The organism is Catellatospora methionotrophica (genome assembly GCF_011297335.1).
Classification (GTDB): domain Bacteria; phylum Actinomycetota; class Actinomycetes; order Mycobacteriales; family Micromonosporaceae; genus Catellatospora; species Catellatospora methionotrophica.
Genome location: NZ_JAAOTJ010000001.1, coordinates 1,200,422 through 1,219,266, shown reverse-complemented (window position 1 = coordinate 1,219,266; position 18,845 = coordinate 1,200,422). Strand labels below are relative to the sequence as shown.

14 protein-coding genes are annotated in these 18,845 nt (G+C 72.0%); 3 read left to right on the top strand and 11 right to left on the bottom strand.

From position 1 onward, the window contains the following. Window positions 1-4: 4 nt before the first annotated feature. The 3 genes from dhaL to HAV40_RS05265 are packed head-to-tail and all read right to left on the bottom strand — an operon-like array spanning window position 5 to window position 2,279. Entirely contained in the window at window positions 5-646 is a 642-nt protein-coding gene (gene dhaL / locus HAV40_RS05275; RefSeq protein ID WP_166379494.1) for a dihydroxyacetone kinase subunit DhaL, read from the bottom strand. Next, a complete protein-coding gene (locus HAV40_RS05270) occupies window positions 643-1,422 on the bottom strand; it encodes an HAD-IA family hydrolase (RefSeq protein ID WP_166379492.1) in 780 nt (259 codons plus the stop codon). The genes dhaL and HAV40_RS05270 overlap by 4 nt, the downstream gene beginning before the upstream one ends. Next, the gene (locus tag HAV40_RS05265; protein ID WP_166379490.1) at window positions 1,419-2,279 is read right to left on the bottom strand and encodes a class II fructose-bisphosphate aldolase; all 861 of its coding nucleotides are present in this window, start codon (window positions 2,277-2,279) and stop codon (window positions 1,419-1,421) included. The genes HAV40_RS05270 and HAV40_RS05265 overlap by 4 nt, the downstream gene beginning before the upstream one ends. Window positions 2,280-2,679: 400 nt before the next feature. Between HAV40_RS05265 and modA the strand changes: the two genes are divergently transcribed. After that, window positions 2,680-3,477, top strand: a complete 798-nt coding sequence (gene modA / locus HAV40_RS05260) for a molybdate ABC transporter substrate-binding protein (RefSeq protein ID WP_166379488.1) — start codon at window positions 2,680-2,682, stop codon at window positions 3,475-3,477. Between the two features lie 78 nt (window positions 3,478-3,555). Here modA and HAV40_RS05255 read toward each other — a convergent pair whose 3' ends face one another. The 5 genes from HAV40_RS05255 to HAV40_RS05235 all read right to left on the bottom strand — a co-directional run bounded on the left by HAV40_RS05255 (window position 3,556) and on the right by HAV40_RS05235 (window position 8,310). Beyond that, window positions 3,556-4,209, bottom strand: a complete 654-nt coding sequence (locus HAV40_RS05255) for a response regulator (protein ID WP_166379486.1) — start codon at window positions 4,207-4,209, stop codon at window positions 3,556-3,558. Further along, window positions 4,206-5,300 carry a sensor histidine kinase gene (locus HAV40_RS05250; protein ID WP_166379484.1) on the bottom strand — a complete coding sequence of 365 codons (1,095 nt, stop codon included), beginning with the start codon at window positions 5,298-5,300 and terminating at the stop codon, window positions 4,206-4,208. The genes HAV40_RS05255 and HAV40_RS05250 overlap by 4 nt, the downstream gene beginning before the upstream one ends. A gap of 2 nt (window positions 5,301-5,302) precedes the next feature. Beyond that, entirely contained in the window at window positions 5,303-6,823 is a 1,521-nt protein-coding gene (locus HAV40_RS05245; RefSeq protein ID WP_239086346.1) for a serine hydrolase domain-containing protein, read from the bottom strand. Between the two features lie 122 nt (window positions 6,824-6,945). Continuing rightward, complete coding sequence (locus HAV40_RS05240) at window positions 6,946-7,575, bottom strand: DUF4360 domain-containing protein (protein ID WP_166379482.1); 630 nt, start codon at window positions 7,573-7,575, stop codon at window positions 6,946-6,948. A gap of 111 nt (window positions 7,576-7,686) precedes the next feature. Then, window positions 7,687-8,310 (bottom strand): proteophosphoglycan 5, encoded by a 624-nt coding sequence (locus HAV40_RS05235; protein ID WP_203671417.1) that lies wholly within the window; start codon window positions 8,308-8,310, stop codon window positions 7,687-7,689. An 89-nt stretch (window positions 8,311-8,399) separates the two neighbouring features. On the opposite strand from HAV40_RS05235, the gene HAV40_RS05230 reads away from it, so the two are divergent. Beyond that, complete coding sequence (locus HAV40_RS05230) at window positions 8,400-9,215, top strand: Calx-beta domain-containing protein (RefSeq protein ID WP_166379480.1); 816 nt, start codon at window positions 8,400-8,402, stop codon at window positions 9,213-9,215. A 3-nt stretch (window positions 9,216-9,218) separates the two neighbouring features. On the opposite strand, the gene HAV40_RS05225 is transcribed toward HAV40_RS05230, so the two are convergent. Then, complete coding sequence (locus tag HAV40_RS05225; RefSeq protein WP_166379478.1) at window positions 9,219-12,299, bottom strand: BTAD domain-containing putative transcriptional regulator; 3,081 nt, start codon at window positions 12,297-12,299, stop codon at window positions 9,219-9,221. A 209-nt stretch (window positions 12,300-12,508) separates the two neighbouring features. Here HAV40_RS05225 and HAV40_RS05220 point away from each other — a divergent pair, with 209 nt between their 5' ends. Then, window positions 12,509-14,398 carry a serine hydrolase gene (locus tag HAV40_RS05220; RefSeq protein WP_166379476.1) on the top strand — a complete coding sequence of 630 codons (1,890 nt, stop codon included), beginning with the start codon at window positions 12,509-12,511 and terminating at the stop codon, window positions 14,396-14,398. 101 nt (window positions 14,399-14,499) lie between these two features. On the opposite strand, the gene HAV40_RS05215 is transcribed toward HAV40_RS05220, so the two are convergent. Further along, window positions 14,500-15,765: a pectate lyase gene (locus HAV40_RS05215; protein ID WP_166379474.1), complete on the bottom strand. Its 1,266-nt coding sequence runs from the start codon at window positions 15,763-15,765 to the stop codon at window positions 14,500-14,502. A 275-nt stretch (window positions 15,766-16,040) separates the two neighbouring features. After that, complete coding sequence (rph, locus tag HAV40_RS05210) at window positions 16,041-18,638, bottom strand: rifamycin-inactivating phosphotransferase (RefSeq protein WP_166379472.1); 2,598 nt, start codon at window positions 18,636-18,638, stop codon at window positions 16,041-16,043. Window positions 18,639-18,845 lie beyond the last annotated feature (207 nt).

Here is an 18,845-nt window from a genome sequence, read left to right as displayed (position 1 = left end):
CCTCTCAGGATGCGGTGGGCCAGGCGTCGGCGAGTGCTTCGAAGATGACGGCGACCGCGACGGCCCCCGGGTCGACGCTGCCGATGCTGCGCTCGCCGGTGTAGCTGGCCCGGCCGCGGCGGGCTTCGAGTCCGGCGGTCGCGTCGGCGCTGGTGCGGGCGACGGTCGCGGCGGCCCGGATGGTGGTCGGTGCGTCGCTGCCGAGTTCGAGCTGCCGGGCGATCTCGTCGGTCGCGGGTATGAGCGCGTCGAGCAGGGTCTTGTCGCCGAGGCTGGCGCTGCCGCGGGCCTGGATGCCCTCGGCGGCCGCCCGCAGCATGGTGACCACGGTGCCGCCGGTCAGGTCCGGGCTGGCCGCGGCCGTGGTGGCGGCGCGCAGGAACGCGGTGCCCCACAGAGGTCCGGAGGTGCCGCCGACCTTGCTGGTGATGACGACGGCGATCTTGCGCAGGAAGGTGGCGACGTCGGTGCGGTCGAAGGTGTCCCAGTCGGCGAGCACGACCTCGAAGCCGCGGGCCAGGGAGTAGCCGAAGTCGCCGTCGCCGACGACCGCGTCGAGGTCGCCGAAGTACTTCTCGTTGGCGACGGCGGTCTGCGCGATGGTGCGTACCACGAATTCGGCCTGGGCCATCGGGTTGCCGGTCATGTCGCGTCCTCTCCGGCGACGGCCGACAGGTCGGCCAGGGTCACGTACGCCCCGGGTCTGGCCGGGCTGTCGTTGGCCAGCACGGTGATCGGGGTGGCGTCGGGTTCGCCGAGGGAGTCGACGACGAACGCGGCGCCGGTGAAGTCCTCGGCGGCGGTGTAGTCGTTGACGGTGACGACGCAGGCGATCCCGGCGGCGGTGGCGGCGGCGAGGCCGTTGTGGGAGTCCTCGACGACCACGGCCTGCCGCGGGCTCAGCCCGAGCCGGTCGAGGGTGAGCAGGTAGATGTCGGGCGCGGGTTTCTTGCGCGGCACCACGTCGCCGGCGAGCACGGTGAAGTCGCGGGCCCGGTCCGGGCCGACGGCGTGCTCCAGTACGGCCCGCACGGACGGTTCGGCCGAGGTCGAGGCGACGGCGAGCAGCCAGCCGGCGGCGTGGGCCTGCGCGGTGATCCTGGCGATGCCGGGGCGGGCCGGCAGGTCCCCGGCGGTGACCATGGCGGTGTAGATGGCCGTCTTGCGGCGGTGCCACGCGGCGACGGCCTCGGCCTGCCCGGCCGGGTCGCCGGGCAGCCCCGCGGCGGCGACGAACTCCGGCGTCAGCAGGCTCGCCATGCGCTCCTTGCCGCCGCCGATGGCCAGCTTGCGGCCGTACTCCTGCTCGTCCCACCGCACGGGCAGGCCGAACTCGGCGAACGTCTGGTTGAACGCGGGCAGGTGCCCGTAGCGTTCGGTGTCGGCGAGCACGCCGTCGCAGTCGAAGATCAGTGCTCTCACCAGGCACGCCCGGTGCTGCCGAAGCGGTCGGCGTAACCTGCGGCCAGCGCGGTGACGTCGGCGGTGACGTGGCGGAACAGCGAGGGCGGGTCCCACTTGTTCTTCGTCTCGGCCTCGCGCAGGAACGCCAGGTTCGAGGTCATGTAAGTGATCTTCAGGGCGGTCGACACGTTGACCTTCGCGCAGCCGCGCGCGATCAGGTCGCTGAACTGGGCGTCGGTCAGCCCGGTGCCGCCGTGCAGCGCGATCGGTACGCCGGTCGCGGCGACCAGGTCGCTGACGCGCTTGTCGTCCAGGTGGGGTGCGGCGGAGTAGACGCCGTGCGCGTTGCCGATCGAGGGCGCGAACACGTCGACCCCCGACGTCTGGATGAAGTGGATGGACACGTCCAGCGTCTGGCGGTGGGCCGCCTCGTCGGAGCCGATGCCGTCCTCGACGCCGGTGATCGCCTCGATCTCGCCCTCGACGTGGGCGCCGTACCGGCGGGCCTCGGCGACCACCTCGACGGTCTGGCGAAGGTTCTCCTCGACCGGCAGCGTGGAGGCGTCGAACAGCACCGAGTTCCAGCCCCTGGCCAGGCACTCGGTGATCACCGCCCGGTCCGGGCAGTGGTCGAGATGCAGGCTGACCGGCACCTCTATCCCGGCCGTCATGGCCCGCCACATCGCGTACAGCACCTCGGAGCCGATGGACAGCACCGTCTTCACCGAGGTCTGCACGATGATCGGGGAGCGGCGCTCGACGGCGGCGGCCAGCACGCTCTCCATGGTCAGGTCGTTGACGACGTTGATCGCGGGCACGCCGTACCGATCGCGCATGGCCCGGTCGACGATCTCCTTGAGCGAGACCACACCCATACGCCGAACGTAGGGCCTGAGCGGGACGCGGATCGGCAGGATGCGAAACAACGCCTGGCGGTTTGGGTCTTTCGCGCCGTTCTGCGCCCAACGGCCGATTCCGGTCAGGGTGTACGGGTGGCCGCGCCAGAACCGTTGCGGCCAGCCTCATAGCTCCCGGGGATGGGAGGACACTTGCAGTTGCGACGTTCAGACGGCGATCGATTCCGCAACGAACCAGACGATGGTCTGTTATAGATCGCAACTGCGAGGCTAGTCTGAGGTAGCGCTCGGCGAGGCCGTGGTGATCGCGGTGCGTGCGGGCGGTAGCGGTGTGCGGTGCGAGGGCGATGTCCGTCCAGAGGCCCAAGGCGCCTTCGGGCAGGGGCAATGCGCCTTCGGGCAGGGGGAGGAGCGATCCATGAACAGTAGATTGATCCGGTCGGCGCTGGCCGGCCTGGTGATGGCGGCGGCGCTGACCACGGCCGCGTGCGGTGGCGACGGCACGGCGCAGCCGGGGTCCAGCGCCTCGGGCACCGGGGTCAGCGGTGACGTGACCGTGTTCGCGGCGGCGTCGCTGACGGAGTCGTTCACCAAGCTCGGCAAGGAGTTCGAGGCCGCCAACCCCGGCACGAAGGTGATCTTCAACTTCGCCGGCAGCTCCGCGCTGGCCACCCAGATCACGCAGGGCGCGCCTGCGGACCTCTTCGCCGCGGCCAGCCCCGCGACGATGAAGACCGTCGTCGACGCCGGTGACGCCGAGGGCACCCCCACCGTGTTCGTGAAGAATCAGCTCGTCATCGCGGTGCCCAAGGGCAACCCGAAGGGCATCGACACCCTGGAGAACCTGTCCAAGCCCGACCTGAAGGTCGCGGTGTGCGCCGAGCAGGTGCCGTGCGGCGCGGCCGCGAAGAAGGCCCTCGACGCGGCCGGGGTCAAGGTCACCCCGGTCACCCTGGAGCAGGACGTCAAAGCGGCGCTGCAGAAGGTCAAGCTCGGCGAGGTCGACGCCGCTCTGGTGTACCGCACCGACGCCAAGGCCGCCTCGGCCGACGTGGACGGCATCGAGTTCCCCGAGTCCGCGCAGGCCATCAACGACTACCCGATCGCGCTGCTCAAGGACGCTCCGCACAAGACCGCCGCGCAGGCGTTCCTGACCTTCGTCATCTCCGACCGTGGCAAGGCCGTGCTCGGCGAGGCCGGTTTCCAGGCCCCCTGATCGCCGAAAGATCGCCGTCTCGTGTCAGAACCTGGGGTGGGACCTGAAGTTTCGACACGAGACGGCGATCTTGGCAAGTCAGTCGGTGAGCAGGCCCGCTTCGTGGGCCAGGACGGCGGCCTGCACCCGGTTGGCGAGGTCGAGGCGGGTCAGGATCGTGCTGACGTGGCCCTTGACGGTGCCTTCGACCAGTCCGAGGCGGCGGGCGATCTGCGCGTTGGACAGCCCGGCTCCGACGAGTGCCAGCACCTCGCGTTCGCGTTCGGTGAGCTGCTGCGCCCTGGTGTGGGCGGCGGTGGCCCGGCCCAGCCCGCTCGTGCGCAGGCGGCCGATGACCCGGGCGGTGATGTCCGGTGACAGGTAGGCCCCGCCCGCGGCTATCGCGTGCACGCCCGCGAGCAGCTCGCGCGGGTCGCCGGACTTGAGCAGGAAACCCCGCGCGCCGCTGTCCAGCGCGCGGGCGATGTACTCGTCGTCGCCGAACGTGGTCAGCACCGCCACGCCCGCCTCGGGCCGGGCGCGCAGCATCTCGGCGGTGGCGGTGAGCCCGTCGACCCGGGGCATGCGGATGTCGACCAGCGCGACGTCGGGCCGGTGGGCCAGCGCCAGGTCGATGGCCGCGCGGCCGTCGGCGGCCTCGGCGACGACGTCGACGGCGGGGTCGGTGGCGAGGATGGCGCGTACGCCCGCCCGGATCATCGGCTCGTCGTCGGCCAGCAGTACGCGGATCACGGGGCTCCTCGGTGCGGGAGGGCGGCGACGACCTCGAACAGGTCGCCGCGCGCGCCGGTGCTGACGGTGCCGCCGATCAGCCGGACCCGCTCGTGCAGGCCGTCCAGCCCGGCCCGGCTGCCCGGTCCGCGCCGCCGGGCGGAGGGCAGCGGGTTGGTGACGGTGACCGTGGTAGTTCCGCCCGCGGTGGACAGGTCGATCCGCACCGGTGCGGCGGGGGCGTGCTTCACCGCGTTGGTCAGCGCCTCCTGGACGACGCGGTAGGCCGCGCGGTCGACCGGCTCGGGCAGGTCACCGCCGCTGTCGTCGCGCAGCGTGACCGCGACACCGGCCTGCCGCGCCCGGTCGACCAGGTCGGTGATCCGGTCACCGGCCGGGACCAGCGGTGCCGGGCCGCCGTCGCGCAGGACGGTGATGATCTCCGCGAGCCGGGCGGTCGCGGCCGCGGCCCCGATCCGCAGTTCGGCCGCCGTGGCACGGTGCCGTTCGCCGAGGTCCGGTGCCAGTTCCAGCGCGGCGGCGCGCAGCGCGAGCAGGCTGAGGTCGTGCCCGAGGGTGTCGTGCATGTCGCGGGCGATGCGGGCGCGCTCCTGCAGCCGGGCCTGGGCCAGGCCGAGCAGGGCGAGCTGGTCCTGCTGGCGCCGGGTGCGCCCGAGTGCCCACGGCACCGCGACGGCCAGCGCGAGGACCAGCAGACCGGTCGCCACACTCCGGCCGGTCGCCACGCCGTAAGCGGTGCCCGCCACCGCCGCGACGCCCAGCACCGCCGGCGCGGGCCGGGGCCGGGCGCCGTGGCGGCCGGCCAGCAGGCTGATCACGAACAGGGCCGCGCCGAGCGCCGCGCTCCACAGCGGCACCGCGCTGTCCAGTGCCAGACCGGTGACGACACCGGTGCCCGCGCAGATCGCCATCGCGAGCGGCGGGTGTGTCCGCAGTGTCGCCGCAGCGGCCATGGGCGCGAGCAGCGCACCGGCCACCCACCAGCCCGGTGGAGGGTCGGCGGCGACCGTCGCCAGGGCCAGGGCGAGCACGGTCAGCGCCCAGGGTGGGATCGGCGACCACCGTCGCCACCCGCCCGCCGCCCTCGTCACGATCATCGACGGTACCCGGCGACCTGCGGCTCGGCCTGGACCGGTGCCGGGGGCGTGGTCCGGCGGGCGCGGACGAGACCGGCGAGCCGGGTGGCCGCCACGGCGAGGTTCATGCCCGCGGCGGTCGCGGTCCAGAGCACCAGGGGCAGGCTGTAGTAGGTGAGCTGGCCGTACGTGAGGTCGCGGCCGCCGCCGACCAGCAGGCCGAGCAGGTCGGGCAGCGCCGCCAGCAGGACGGCGGGGGCGAGACGGGGTGCCAGCCGCAGCGCGGGCCGCCACGGCGCGGCTGCGGCGAACCGGCGTGCCCAGGCGCCGCCACGGCGCAGGTTACGCACACCCAGCGCGACGCTGAGCAGGGTCAGCGCGGCGAGCACGAGATCGGCGATGAGGCGCACCGGCGCGGGAGGCTGCGGGCTGCCGCCGGTCACCAGGTCGGCGAGGGCGTCGGCGAGCTGGTCGGTGCCCTCGTTGCCCAGCCCGATGCCGCTGTTGCCGACGACGGCGATGCCGTACCCGGACGGCAGCAGCAGCTGGCTGGCGGTGTAGGTGAACCAGACGCCGTTGTGGCGCACCCGGCCGTCGGCGTCGCGCTGCCAGCCCATCGCGTAGGTGCGGCCGGGGGCCGACGGGGTGTGCGTCGCGGTGATGCCCGCGGTCGACAGCAGCCGTGCTCCGCCGGGCGCGACCCCGCCGCCGTGCTGCATGATCAGCCACTGCGCCAGGTCGGCCGCGCTGGCGATCACGCCGTCGGAGCCTGCGACGAACCGGTCGGGCTCGGCGGCGGGAAACGTCATCCCGTACAGGTACCGGTAGCCCTCGCGGACCTGGCCGGGCAGGTCACGCGGGGTGCGGTCGACGCTGGTCGCCGACCGCATCCCGAGCGGCGCGAACACCCGGTCGGCGAGGTAGCCGTCGAAGGGCTGCCCGGACACCACCTCCACCAGCCGCGCCGCGAGGTGGTAGTTGGTGTTGGTGTACGCGTACGCGCTGCCGGGTTCGGCCGCCAGGGTCGCCGCCGCCACCCGCCGCACCGCTGCGGCCAGGTCGCCGGGCTGCGGCAGGCTCTTCTCCGGCAGGGTGCGGTCGGTGATCCCGGAGGTCTGCTCCAGCAGGTGCCGGACCGTGATCCGGGCGCCCCGCGGGTCGGCGGTCCGCAGGTCGGTGACGTATCGCGTGACCGGCGCGTCGAGCTCCACCCGGCCCTGTTCGGCGAGCTGCATCACCGCCAGCGCCGTGAACGACTTGCTCAGCGACGCGATGGGCATCGGCGTCGTCGCGGTGACCGCCGCGCCGGACGAGTCGTGACCGTGGCCTCCGGTGTACAGCACCCGGTCGCCCTGGGTGATCGCCACGACGATGCCGGGATACCCGGCGCGCCCGGCGAAGTCCGCCACCACCCGCGCCACCGCGGCGGGGTCGGCGGACCCGGCCGCGGCGGCCGGGGCGGCGAGCACGGGCAGCAGCAGCATCGTCACGGCGGCGACGGTGCCCCAGCGTCGGGGGGTGGGGCTCGGCAAAGTCATGGTGCGCTCCGATCGTCCTGATTGACGTCGGCCACGTTAGGCATGGCGTGAGCGCGGCACAGGAGCCGATCGGCAGGCGGCACCCCTGACTTTCGACAGGGTCGTCAGCTGCCGGGGGGACCTCAGCTCGGGCAGGGCAGCAGTTGGGTGGTGGCGACGTGCAGGTCGAGGGAGTCCAGGGTGATCTGGCCGCTGCCGCCGCTGCCGTCGAGGCTCACCTGGGAGTTGATGGTGTCGGGGCGCACCGTCTCCGACGCGCACAGCGTGCTGGACAGCGGGGCCTGCAGGTACGAGTCGCGGACCAGGTAGTCCTTGTTCACCGGCCCGGGGTAGCTGGTCTTGGCCGGTGCGCCCAGCACGAGGTCGGTGGAGTGGAAGACGTCGCCGCGGCTTGCCGTGATGCCAGCCGGGACGCCGACGTAGCCCCGGTGGTCGACCTTGACGGCGGCCAGCCAGGCCAGTGACCGGGGGATGTGCAGGTTCAGGTTGATCTGGCAGTTCTTGCGGCGCTCGGTGACCGGCACGCCCGGCCCCGTCGACGCCACGAACTGGTCGAAGATCAGCGTCGCGGAGGTCCGGTCGTTGCTGAACGAGCTGGCGACGCTGCCGTTCGGGCAGCCGGTGCCGCCGTAGGCGATGCCGGCGATGTAGACGGTGTCAGGGTCGGGGCCGGTGGCGTGTGCGGTGCCGGGCACGGCCGTGGTGGCGAGCACGATGGCGGTGCAGGCGAGCAGCAGGCGGTACGGGCGCATCGACGGCTCCCTCGACAGTGGACGGTCAGGTCCGCATCCTGGCACCGCGCCGTCACCTCGAGACAGGGCTGTTCACGCCTGCGGGTGACGGGTTCCCCCATACGGGTGCGCTCAGGCGAGGTCGGCGGCGAGGAAGGCTCGGGCGGCCGCCGCGCCCGCCGCCGCGTCCCACCGGTCGCCGATGACCGCCGCGACCTGCTCCACGGTCACGTCGGCGTCCGCTGCGATCAGGGCCGCGATCGCGGCCGGGTCGGGTTCGCCGGTGCGGCCGTCCTTGGCGAACTCCGCGATCAGCTCGGCGCAGTGGACGTCGTCGATGGCCGGGATGCCGACCGAGTCGAAGCCGTCGTAGTTGTCGTAGCCCGCGCGCTGCCACGTTCCGTCGAAGCCGTAGACGAAGCCCAGCCGCTCGCCACCGTCGACGACCCGCCGCGCGTACGGCGCCCACCACTGCGGCGCTCCGGCGAGCAGGTCGGTCTCCGGTTCGCCGAACATGGCGGCGAACGGGCCGTAGTGGGTCTCGGAGTACTCGTGGTCGTTGCCGACCATGACCACCCGGCCGCCGCCGTCGTGGTGCAGTTCGGCCCAGTTGCCGCCCCAGTCGTCGAAGTGCCACAGCGGGCCGTCGGCGTAGCAGCCGCGACGCTCGCTGCTCTGCGCACCGCAGATCGCGGCGAACGCGGCGAGGCGGCCGCGCATCTGCGCGGGTGTGGGCAGGTCCATGGTCACGAGCACGCGGGTCTCCCTGTCGGTGCGATGGTCCCGTCCGGTCCACAGGTTTCGTGCAAGGCTTCGGACCGAGGATGCATCGTATGGTGCGAGAGTTGAGGCGGGTAGTCGCCGGTGGTATCGCCGCGGTGTTCGTCGCCGTGGCCGCGTTGACAGCGGCCGGCAGTCCGGGCCTGGCGGCCTGCCAGCGGGTGATCGTCATCAATCCCGAGGTGACGGTCGGTGAGGGCGCCGGACGGCTGATCTTCACGGTTTTCTCTGGCGGGTGCGCGGCCTCGGGCCAGGTGGGCTTCACGGTCACGGCGGGCACCGCCCAGCCGGGCGCGGACTTCGCCCTGTCCGGAAACCAGCTGCTGCGCTGGGCCGCGGGCGATGTCACCGTCCGCAGGATCACCGCGACGGTGGCGCTCGACACCGTGCCGGAGCCGGCGCTGGAGGACTTCCGGGTGACGCTGGTCAGCCCGAGTCCGGGTGTCAGGGTGGTGCACGGCACCGGGCACGGGCGCATCCTCGACGACGACGGGCTCGGGTTCGCCTGGGCGGCGGACGACCAGATCTGCCCACCGTGGACCTTCGGCACGTCGACGCCGGTCGGCGAGCCGTGGCTGACCGGTGAACAGCGCTACCTGTGCGACTTCGACGACGGCGTGATCGACGCCGTCTCGCCGGAGGGACCGGCATCGGTGCGCTGGGCGACCGCCGACGGGACCGCGCAGGCGGGCATCGACTACGTCGGGGTCGCCGACCGGATGGCGCTGGTGCCGACGGGGGCGAAGCTGGTTCAGCTGCCGGTCAAGCTGCTGGCGCGTCCGGTGGGCACGCCGCAGCGGTGGTTCCAGGTGCGGATCTTCGCGCCCTCGCGCGGTGTCGTCGTGGACGGCGTCTCGGTGGTCACCGTGCCGGGTTCGTGAACCTCAGGCCGGGCGGTCGTCGCACAGGTGAGCCAGCGTCGCCGCCTTGAGGTGCCAGTCGCCCAGTTCCTCGCTGAGCGCCAGGGCCTGCCGGAAGTGCCCGGTGGCGGACGCGTGGTCGCCGTTGCTCTGGTGGGTGAGGCCGATGAGGTTGAGGGTGTCGGCCTCCCGGCGCCGCTCGCCGATCCGCCGCCGGATCGCCAGGGCCCTGGTGAAGCAGTCGAGCGCGCTGTCGTGATCGGCCTCGGCGAGGTGCACCTCGCCGAGGCTGTGCAGCGCGGTCGCCTCCAGGTGGGGATGGCCGATCTCGCGGGCGAGCGCGAGCGCCCGGGACAGCGGTGGGCGGGCGAGTTCGGTCCTGCCCATCAGCGTGTAGCTGTGGCCGAGATTGTTCAGGGCCAGCGCGATGCCGGGCGGGTGGCCGTCGGCCGTGTGCAGTTCGAGGGCCTGGCTGAACGCGTCGGCCGCCGCGTCCAGCCGGCCCAGCCTGCCGTACGCCAGGGCGATGTTGTTGAGGGCCATGCCCTGTCCGCGCCGGTCGGCGACGGTCCGCATGAGCACCAGCGCGTGGTGCAGGTGTTCCAGCGCCTCCTCGTGCCGTTGCGTGCCGTTGCAGGCCATGCCGAGCAGGCTGCGCATCAGCGCCTCGGCCGCCGGATCGCCCAGGCGCTGCGCGCAGGCCAGCCCGAGGCGGCACATCTCGACCTGGTCGGCCCGGTGCCCGCGTACCACATGGAAGCTGGTCAGCAGGTAGGCGAGCTGCCACGCGGCCCGGTCGTGGCCGTGCTCGCCCGCGTGGCGCACCACCGGCAGCAGGTTGGCGCGCTCGTCGTCGAGGAAGGCCAGTGCGCTGCCGTGCTCGGCGGGGAACGGGATGTCGACGGGCGGGCGCACCGACAACGGTCCCGCCCGGTCGCGCGCCGGGTCGAACACCCGGTTGGCGGCGTCGGCCACGACCAGATACCAGTCGACCAGGCGGTGTGCGGTGTCCTCACCGGACGCGGCCTGCTCGGCGGCGTACAGGCGGATGAGGTCGTGGAACCGGTAGCGGCCGTCGCCCAGGTCGACTAGGAGGTGTACGCCGGTCAGCTCGTCGAGCGCGCTGCGGGCTTGGGCGGGGGAGGCGTCGGCGACGGCCGCGGCGAGCGCGAGCGCGAACGTGGTGCCCGGATGCAGGCCCATCCGGCGGAACAGGCGCGCGGCTGCCGGGCTCAGGGCCTGGTAGGCGCTGTCGAAGACGGTTCTGATGCTGCGGGAGTCCCCGGGCACGGTCAGGGTGGCGAGCCGGTTGGCACCGGCCAGCTCGGCGGTGAGTTCCGCGATCGGCCGGGGCGGGCGGGTGGCCAGCTTGGCCGCGGCGATCCGCAGGGCCAGGGGCATCCGGCCGACCAGGTCGATGAGCGTGTGGGCCGCGTCCTGTTCCCGGTCGACGCGCTCGGTGCCCAGCACCCGGTTGAGCAGCGTCAGCGCCTCGGCGGTGCCGAGCGCGTCGACGTCGACGCTGGTGACGGCGTAGTCCACGGCGAGACCGGCGAGCTGGTTGCGGCTGGTCGTCAGCAGCAGGCTGCCGCCCGAGGGCGGCACCAGCGAGGCGACCTGATCAGCCGTGGCGGCGTTGTCGAGCAGGATCAGGACCCGCCGGTCGTGCAGCACCGACCGGTACAGCCCGGCCAGCTTGGCCAGATCGGACGGGATCCGGTCGGCAGCCACGTCGAGCCCGCGCAGCAGGTGCGTCAGCACCTCGGCCACGGGCATCGCCGTCGCGGGATCGTGGCCGCGCAGGTCGAGGTAGAGCTGGCCGTCGGGATACCGGGCGGCGGCCCGGTGCGCCCACTGCACGGCCAGCGCCGTCTTGCCCATGCCCGCCGGGCCGCACACCACGCCCACCCGGCCCGCGCTCGCGGTGCCGCTCAGCAGGTCGTCCAGCAGGGCGAGCTCGGCGTCGCGGCCGACGAAGTGGCCGATGCGCGAGGGCAGCTGAGCGGGCCGGGACGCCGTCGCCCGAGCGGTGGTTCCCGGCTCGGTGCCGAGGTCGAGATCGGCGGACCGGCGCAGGACGGCCGTGTACACGTGCGCGGCCCGGGGACCGGGCTCCACCCCCAGCTGCTCGGCGAGATGGCCGCGCAGCCGCTGGTATGCCAGCACCGCTTCGTTGTGCCGTCCGCACCGGTAGAGGGCGACCATGAGCAGTTCGACGAGCCGCTCACGACCAGGATGGGTGGCCAGCAGCCGTTCCAGCTCGTCGACGGCGACGACGTGCTGGCCCAGGCGCAGCCGCGCGTCGAGCAGGTCCTCCTGCGTGCTCAGCCGCAGCTCGTGCAGCCGGTCGACCTCGGCCAGCACCCAACCGGCCGGTGCCGCGTCGGCCAGCGCCTCACCCCGCCAGAGGGCCAGCGCCTCATGCAGGCCGGCGGCGGCGTCGGCGGTCCTGCCGTCGGCCAGTGCCCGCCGGGCCTGCGCCGCCTGCTTGGCGAAGCGGGTCGCGTCCACCTCGTCGGGGCGCACCGCGAGCGCGTATCCCGGGCCACGGGTCGTCAGCAGACCCGGCAGCCCGCAGGCGTCGAGCGAGCTGCGGACCCGCGCGACATGGCTGTACAGGCTCTCGATCGCGGTTCGCGGCGGCGTCTCGCCCCACAGCGCGTCGACCAGCCGGGTCTTCGTGACGACGCGCCCGGCGTCCAGGGCCAGCAGTCCGACCAGGGCCCGCTGCCGTACGCCCACCAGCGCCGCCCGGCCGCCCGGGCCCGCCACCTCCACCGGCCCGAGCAGCCGGACGTCGGCGCGCTGCGGCACGGACCTGCCCGCCGCGGGTTCGCGGCGGTGGTCGTCGGCCCGGTCCCGTGCCGTGGCCAGCACACCCAGCTCGGCGGCGGTCGCGCCCAGCAGCCTGACGAGGACGTCGAACCGGTCCACCGGCGGCAGCGACTTGCCGGAGAAGTACTGCGCGATGATCCCGAGTGACCAGCCCGTCCTGGCGGCCAGCTCCCGGTAGGTCAGCTCCGCGCCGCCCCGGCTGCGCGCCTCGCGCCGCCGTAGCTGGCGCAGCAGACGCGTCAGGTCCGACATGCCCGTGTCGTCGGTCACCCGGTTCACCCTCCTGACGCGACAGCCGTTGTCGGGCTCAATCTAGCGGCCTCGCTCGATGCTTCAGCGCAGCCGCGTGTTCAACGATGTTCAGCCCGCGCGTTCAGCCGGGTTCAGGATCGGCGACGTGCGGCCGCGAACCGGCGCACGGTGTCTCCTGTCCGGCCCACCCCGTGCCGGACGGGCCCATCAGACGTTGGGAGTGCATCATGACCATGCGCAGACGGATAGCCGTCGTGCTGGCGACGACCCTGGCCGGCGCGGCACTGAGCGGCGTGCCGGCCCAGGCGGTGCCGGGCGTGCCGTCCCCGGTCTTCGACCCGAACGCGGTCTCGTGGCTCTCGCTGCGCGACCAGACCAGTGCCCAGTTCGCGACCTCGTTCACCGCGAACAGCAAGAACGGGTACCTGATCGACGACCTGGACATCGACACCACCGGCGGCGACTACCGCGTCGGCTCGGTGTGGCAGTACAACACCGACGGCCGGGCCTGGAAGGAGCTGCGTGACCTCGACGACGCGGGATTCGCCGCCGCGTGGAGCGAGGCCGCCGGGCAGGGGATGCGGCTGACCGAGCAGGAGACCTACCTGGTGGGCGGCGTACGGCGCTGGGCCGGGGTGTGGGTCAAGAACGTGGAGGGCCTGTCCTGGACCTCGTTCCGGGGGCTGACCAGCGCCGAGTTCTCGACGAGGTTCGACGAGCAGCGCCGCGCCGGGCGGATGCCGATCGACATCGACGTGTACGACACGTCGCAGGGCCTGCGCTACTCCGTGGTCTGGGTGCAGAACGCCGAGAACCTCGCGTGGGTGCTGTGGCGGGACCTGACCTCGGCCGAGTTCTCGACGAAGTTCGCCGAGCTCCAGCGCGAGTACCGGATGCTGGCCTTCGAGTCGCTGCGGATCAGCGCGGGTCAGCGTTACGCGGGGATCTGGGTGGAGAACCGCAACGGCCGTGGCTGGGCCGAGCGCCGTGACATGACCGCGACGATGTTCGGCAACTACTGGCACCGCTACTCCGACGAAGGCTACCGGCTGGTGGCGTACAACAAGTACGACACGGCGGGCGGCGTGCGGTACGCCGGGATCTGGCGGCAGAACAACGACCGGCCGGACTGGAAGCTGAAGAACGCCGTCGACGCCCGCGTCCAGACCGAGCTGGACAGCACCGCGGTGCCCGGCATCAGCGTGGCCGTGTTCCACAACAACCAGCCGAAGTACCTGCGCGGCTTCGGTTTCGCCGACATCGGCGACAACGTGTGGATGGACAGCGAGCACGTCGGCGGGCTCGCGTCGGTGAGCAAGGCCGTCGCGGGTGTGCTGACGATGCGGATGGTCGAGCAGGGGCTGGTCGACCTCGACGACGAGAGCCGTGACCTGGTGCCGGCGATGCCGGCGCACCACACCCACACCGTCGGCGACCTGCTGGCCAACCGCGGCTGCATCGGCGACTACGGCGACATCGACACCTCGGGGTTCGACAACCTGCCGTACGCGACGGCGCTGGCCGCCGCGGACGAGTTCTGGGACGAGCCGCTGGTGTGCAACCCGCCGGACTACTACTACACGACCCTCGGCTACACCCTGCTCGGCGCGGACCTGGAGGCGGCCGCCGGTGACAACGTCAAGAACCTGGTCCGTACGAAGCTGACCAACGCGTACGGTCTCGGCACGCTCGCGCCGGCGGACATGAGCGCCGCGGTCCGGCGGATGACGATGTACACCGACGGCAACGCGGAGGTGGCGCTGGAGAACAAGGACTGGAAGACCCTCGGCGGCGGCATCCAGTCCAACGTGTACGACCTGGGCCGGTTCGGCGCGAAGCTCGCGGCGGGCCAGATCCTGACCCAGACGTCGCGCGACACCATGTGGACCGCGCCGGATGCCGACAGCGGTTACGCCTACGGCTGGAGCACCGGCACCGAGAACGGGCACCCCGTGGTCGCCAAGGACGGTTCGTGGACGGGCACCCTCGCCTACCTGAGGATCTACCCCGAGGACGGCATCGTGGTGGCGGTCATGATGAACGACCGCTCCGGCACCCAGAGCACCACCCAGCTCGGCCGTGACATCGGCGCGATCGTGCTGAACTCGCTGCCGTAAACCACAGCCGCCAGGCCCGCGAGGCCGGGGCCTGGCACGGCTCAGCTCATCTCGGCGCGGAGGCGGCGCCCACCAGCCGGTGGGCGCCGCCTCCGTTCGGCCTACCGGTAGGTGATGTCGCTCTGCTTGACCTTGCAGTTGCTGTCGTTCCAGCCCTCGCCGAGGTACGAGGGCTCGCTGCCCTTAGGCACGCCCTTGTACTTGCCGCAGACGGTGGCGCTGGAGCTGTTGATCAGGGTGACCCGGGTGATGGTGGCGGTGTCGCCCCAGTTGGTGTTGATCCCGGCGACCATGTCGATGTCGTCCAGGATGACATTATCGATCTTGACGTTGCGCTGGTACGAGCTGGAGCAGTTGCCGCAGGCGCGGTACAGCTTGCCCGCCGACTTCAGGTAGAAGCCGCTGATGCTCACCGTGCCGTTGCCGTTGTGCTGGAACACCTTGTCGCTGCCGGACCGGGCGCCGCCGCCGATGACGTACGACGTGCCGCCGCCGGTGCCCTTGAAGGTGGCGGCGTCCTCGCCGATGTCGTTCCACCACACGTTGCGCAGCGTGCAGGTGCCCTCGCAGTGCACGCCGTCACCGGCGGGCGAGCCGAGGATGACGTTCTGCAGCGTGGCGCCGTTGGCCAGCTTGAACATCGGGTCCTGGCCCTCGTCCTGGCCGCCGTCGCCGATGCAGCAGTAGGTCTTCATGCCGCCGTCGAAGGTGCCCGACACGCTGATCGTGCCCGAGACGCTGGCCGACCCGGCCGACGTCGGCCACGTGGTGCTGGGTCCGCCGCTGCCACCGGTCGGGGTGGGCGTCGGATTGGTCCCGCTGCCCACCTTGACCAGGCGGAACTGCTGGTTGGTGCCGTTGAGGTCCTGGAACTGCGAGATGCGGGCGCCGTCGGCCGACGACCACTCCCACACGTCGAGGGTCTTGGCACTGTTGCGGTTCTTGAACCGGATCACGTTGTTGCCGTTGTCCAGCAACGAGAACTGCTGCTGGTAGGCGGTGCTGCCCGCGCCGGTGTTCATCTGGACGGTCGCGCCGTCGGCGGTGCTGCTGCCCGCGATCTCGACGACCCGGCCGCTGGCCTTCGACTTGAGGCGGTAGTAGCCGCTGCCCATGTCGAGGAACTGGAACTGCTGATTGGACGCCGCGCTGTCGGGGGTGCGCTGGACGACCGCGCCGCTGCTGCCTTCGATCGCCTTGCCGCTGAACACGTTGACCAGCTGGTAGTAGGCGCTGGTGTCGATGGTGGCGGCCGACGCCGGCATCATCGCGGCGAGGGCGACGCCGCCGACGACGGTGGCGACCGTGGTGATCGCGAGGGCTAGGCGCAGCCGAGGACGCCGCCTCGGGGAGCTGGGTGATGGCATGGTGGTTTTCCTCCGTAGGGTCCGCCGATGAGCCGTTTCGGAAGTGGTGATGGGACGGTGCGTAATCGGGTAAGCGCTTACCAAGGCGTACCGTAGGGCATCCACCGGAGCCGGTCAATAGGTGATGCTCGATGATGGGAGCGTTCCCGTTTTCGGCGACAGTCGCAGATACGGGGCTGACCAGGACGAAGACGGGTGGATTGAGGTGGGTGAAACTGGCACAGTGCGGAGGCTGAGGAGCGTCGCGGCGACTACTGCACGTGATCGGTCTCCGGTCAGGACAGGATCTCTACGTACCCGTCGGTGCCGTGTACGCGGATGCGCTCGCCGTCGCGGATCTGCCGGGTGGCGTCGACCACGCCGACGACCGCGGGCAGGCCGTACTCGCGGGCGATCACCGCGCCGTGCGTCATCAGCCCGCCGACCTCGGTCACCAGACCGGCGACGGCGACGAACAGCGGTGTCCAGCTCGGGTCCGTGTGGGCGGTGACGAGGATGTCGCCGGGTGCGAGATCGGCGTGCGCCATGTCCAGGATGACGCGCGCCCGCCCCTCGACGGTCCCCGCCGAGACCGGCAGGCCGACCAGCGCCCCGGCCGGTAGGCCGTCGCGCCGGTAGTTCCCCGTGATGGCCTCGCCGTCCGAGGTCAGCACGCGGGGCGGCTTGAGCGACTCGTACGACCTGAACGCCTCCCTGCGCTGGTCGATGAGCCGGTCGTCGGCCCGGTTCGTGCGTACGACGTCGTGCAGTTCCTGGAACGTCAGGAAGAAGCTGTCCTCCGGCTCGCGGAGCACGCCGGACCGCACCAGCCGCTCGGCCTCGGCCAGCAGCGCCTGCTTGTAGACGAAGTACCGGCTGACCATGGCGTACTTCGGGTACTCCCGGTAGCCGATGAACGTGCGGACCCGGTCGATCATCTGCTTGGTCTCGGCGGCCTTCTGCGCACCGTCCGGCAGCGCCCGCAGGCGCTCCAGCACCTGCTGCTCCTTGTCCCAGGCCTCGTGGCGCCCCTGCTCGAAACGCTGCTCACCCGCTCCCGGCGCGAAGTTGCGGACGTTGCCGAGGATCATCGGCACGACCGTCGACGGGTGCTCGCGCCACCGGGGCCGGGTGATGTCGATCTCGCCGACGCAGCGCATGCCGTACCGGTCGAGCCAGGCCTCAATGGCGTCGCGGGCCTGCGGTCCGCCGGTCAGCCCGGCGAGCCCGTCCAGGACGTCGTCACCGTCGGCGTGCTGCAGATACGCCACCACCTCCGGGTACGGGCGGATCACGTCCGCGACGCCCAGCAGCGCCAGGCCCATCTCCGAGGTGACGTTGTGCGGCGCGGACTGCGTCAGCGTGTCCGCCGCGTTCTTCTCGCCCAGCCACGCCGCCAGGTGCTCGTTGAGCCACCACGTGGCGTCCATCGCCGTCATGAACACCTGGTGGCTGCGCCGGTCGAACAGGATCCGCCGCAGCTCCTGGAGGTCGGCCAGGATGAAGTCGAACAGCGCCTCGCCGGACTTCGCCCGGATGTCGCGGGCCGCCGTGGCGACGGAGGCCTCGCTGGCCGCGACCAGCTCGGCGACGAGGGCCGGATCGGGCTCGATCGGATCGGGCGTGCCGCCGAACAGCGGCCCCGGCTCGCCCTCGCCGGGCAGCGTATGGATGAAGCCGTCGCGGTCGAGCACGGTCCGCAGCGCGTCCTCCATCAGCGGATCGGACCGGCCCAGGAGTTCCAGGAAACTGTCGCGGGTCGCCGGGGTGGCCACCCGCTGGGTCACGTCGACGAACAGGCGGCCCCCGGCCACCGCCATGGGCATGGGGGTGGTCAGCTGCCAGAAGGACAGCCCGAGGGGCTTCATGGGGTCGGTCATCATCTGCTGGTGGCCGACGGAGACGTAGACGTGGTTCTCCTTGTCGGCCGTCTCCGGGACGGGGAACAGGGTGGTGATCGGGCGGCTCTGCACGATCTGGAAACCGTCGTCGGCCAGGCACCATTCGATGTCCTGGGGGCGGCCGAAGTGGGCTTCGATCGTCCGGCCGAGCTGGACGAGTGCTACGGCCTGGGCGTCTGTCAGCGCGGGCTGGGCCTGCCGGTCCGGGGTGGTCGGTTCTTCCCGGGTGCCGCCGGTCGGTGCGGCGACGACGGCGAGCTGCTTGGCGCCGATCGCCTTGGTGACGATCCCGCCGTCGCGCACCCGGTAGACGTCCGGGTTGACCAGGCCGGAGACCAGGGCCTCGCCGAGGCCGAAGCTGGCCTCCACGGTGGCGAGTCGCCGGTCGCCGGTGATCGGGTCGGCGGTGAACATGATGCCCGCCGCGTCCGGGAAGACCATCCGCTGCACCACCACGGCCATGTGGACCGTGCGGTGGTCGATGCCGTTGCGCTGGCGGTACGTGACGGCCCGCTCGGTGAACAGCGACGCCCAGCACCGGCTGACGTGGCCGAGGATCGCGGCCGGGCCGATGACGTTGAGATAGGTGTCCTGCTGACCGGCGAAGGACGCCGTCGGCAGGTCCTCGGCCGTCGCGCTGGACCGTACGGCGTAGGCGGCCTGCTCGCCGAGCCGGGCGAGTGCGCCGGTGATCGCCGCCGCGAGATCGTCCGGGATGGCGGTCTCTTCGATCGTGCGGCGGATGTCGGCGCTGAGCGCGCCGATGGCGTCCCGGTCGTCGGGGTTCAGCCGGGAGAGCTGGTCGATCCGGTCGTCGAGCGACGGCGCCTGCGCCATGATGCGCCGGTAGGCGTGCGTGGTAACGCAGAACCCGGCGGGCACGTCGATGCCGTCGATCCGGGACAGTCCGCCCAGGTGAGCGCCCTTGCCGCCGACGGTCGCGAGCTGCGTTTCGTCGACGTCCCGCAGGTCTGACACGTACTGTTCGATCATTGCGACACCCTCCGGGGCAGCTGGCGGTATACGCCCGTCATGCCCCATTATTCGTCCGTTCCTGGTCCGGTCGACGATTCTGCGGCATGACCCGGGTCTTGCGGCAAGGCCCCAGGTCCGCTATATGTTGATAGTGGCAAGGAGCGCGGATCTCCTTGCCTTGCTTTTTGCCCGTACGCGGCCCGGGGCGGCATCGATCAGGGTGGA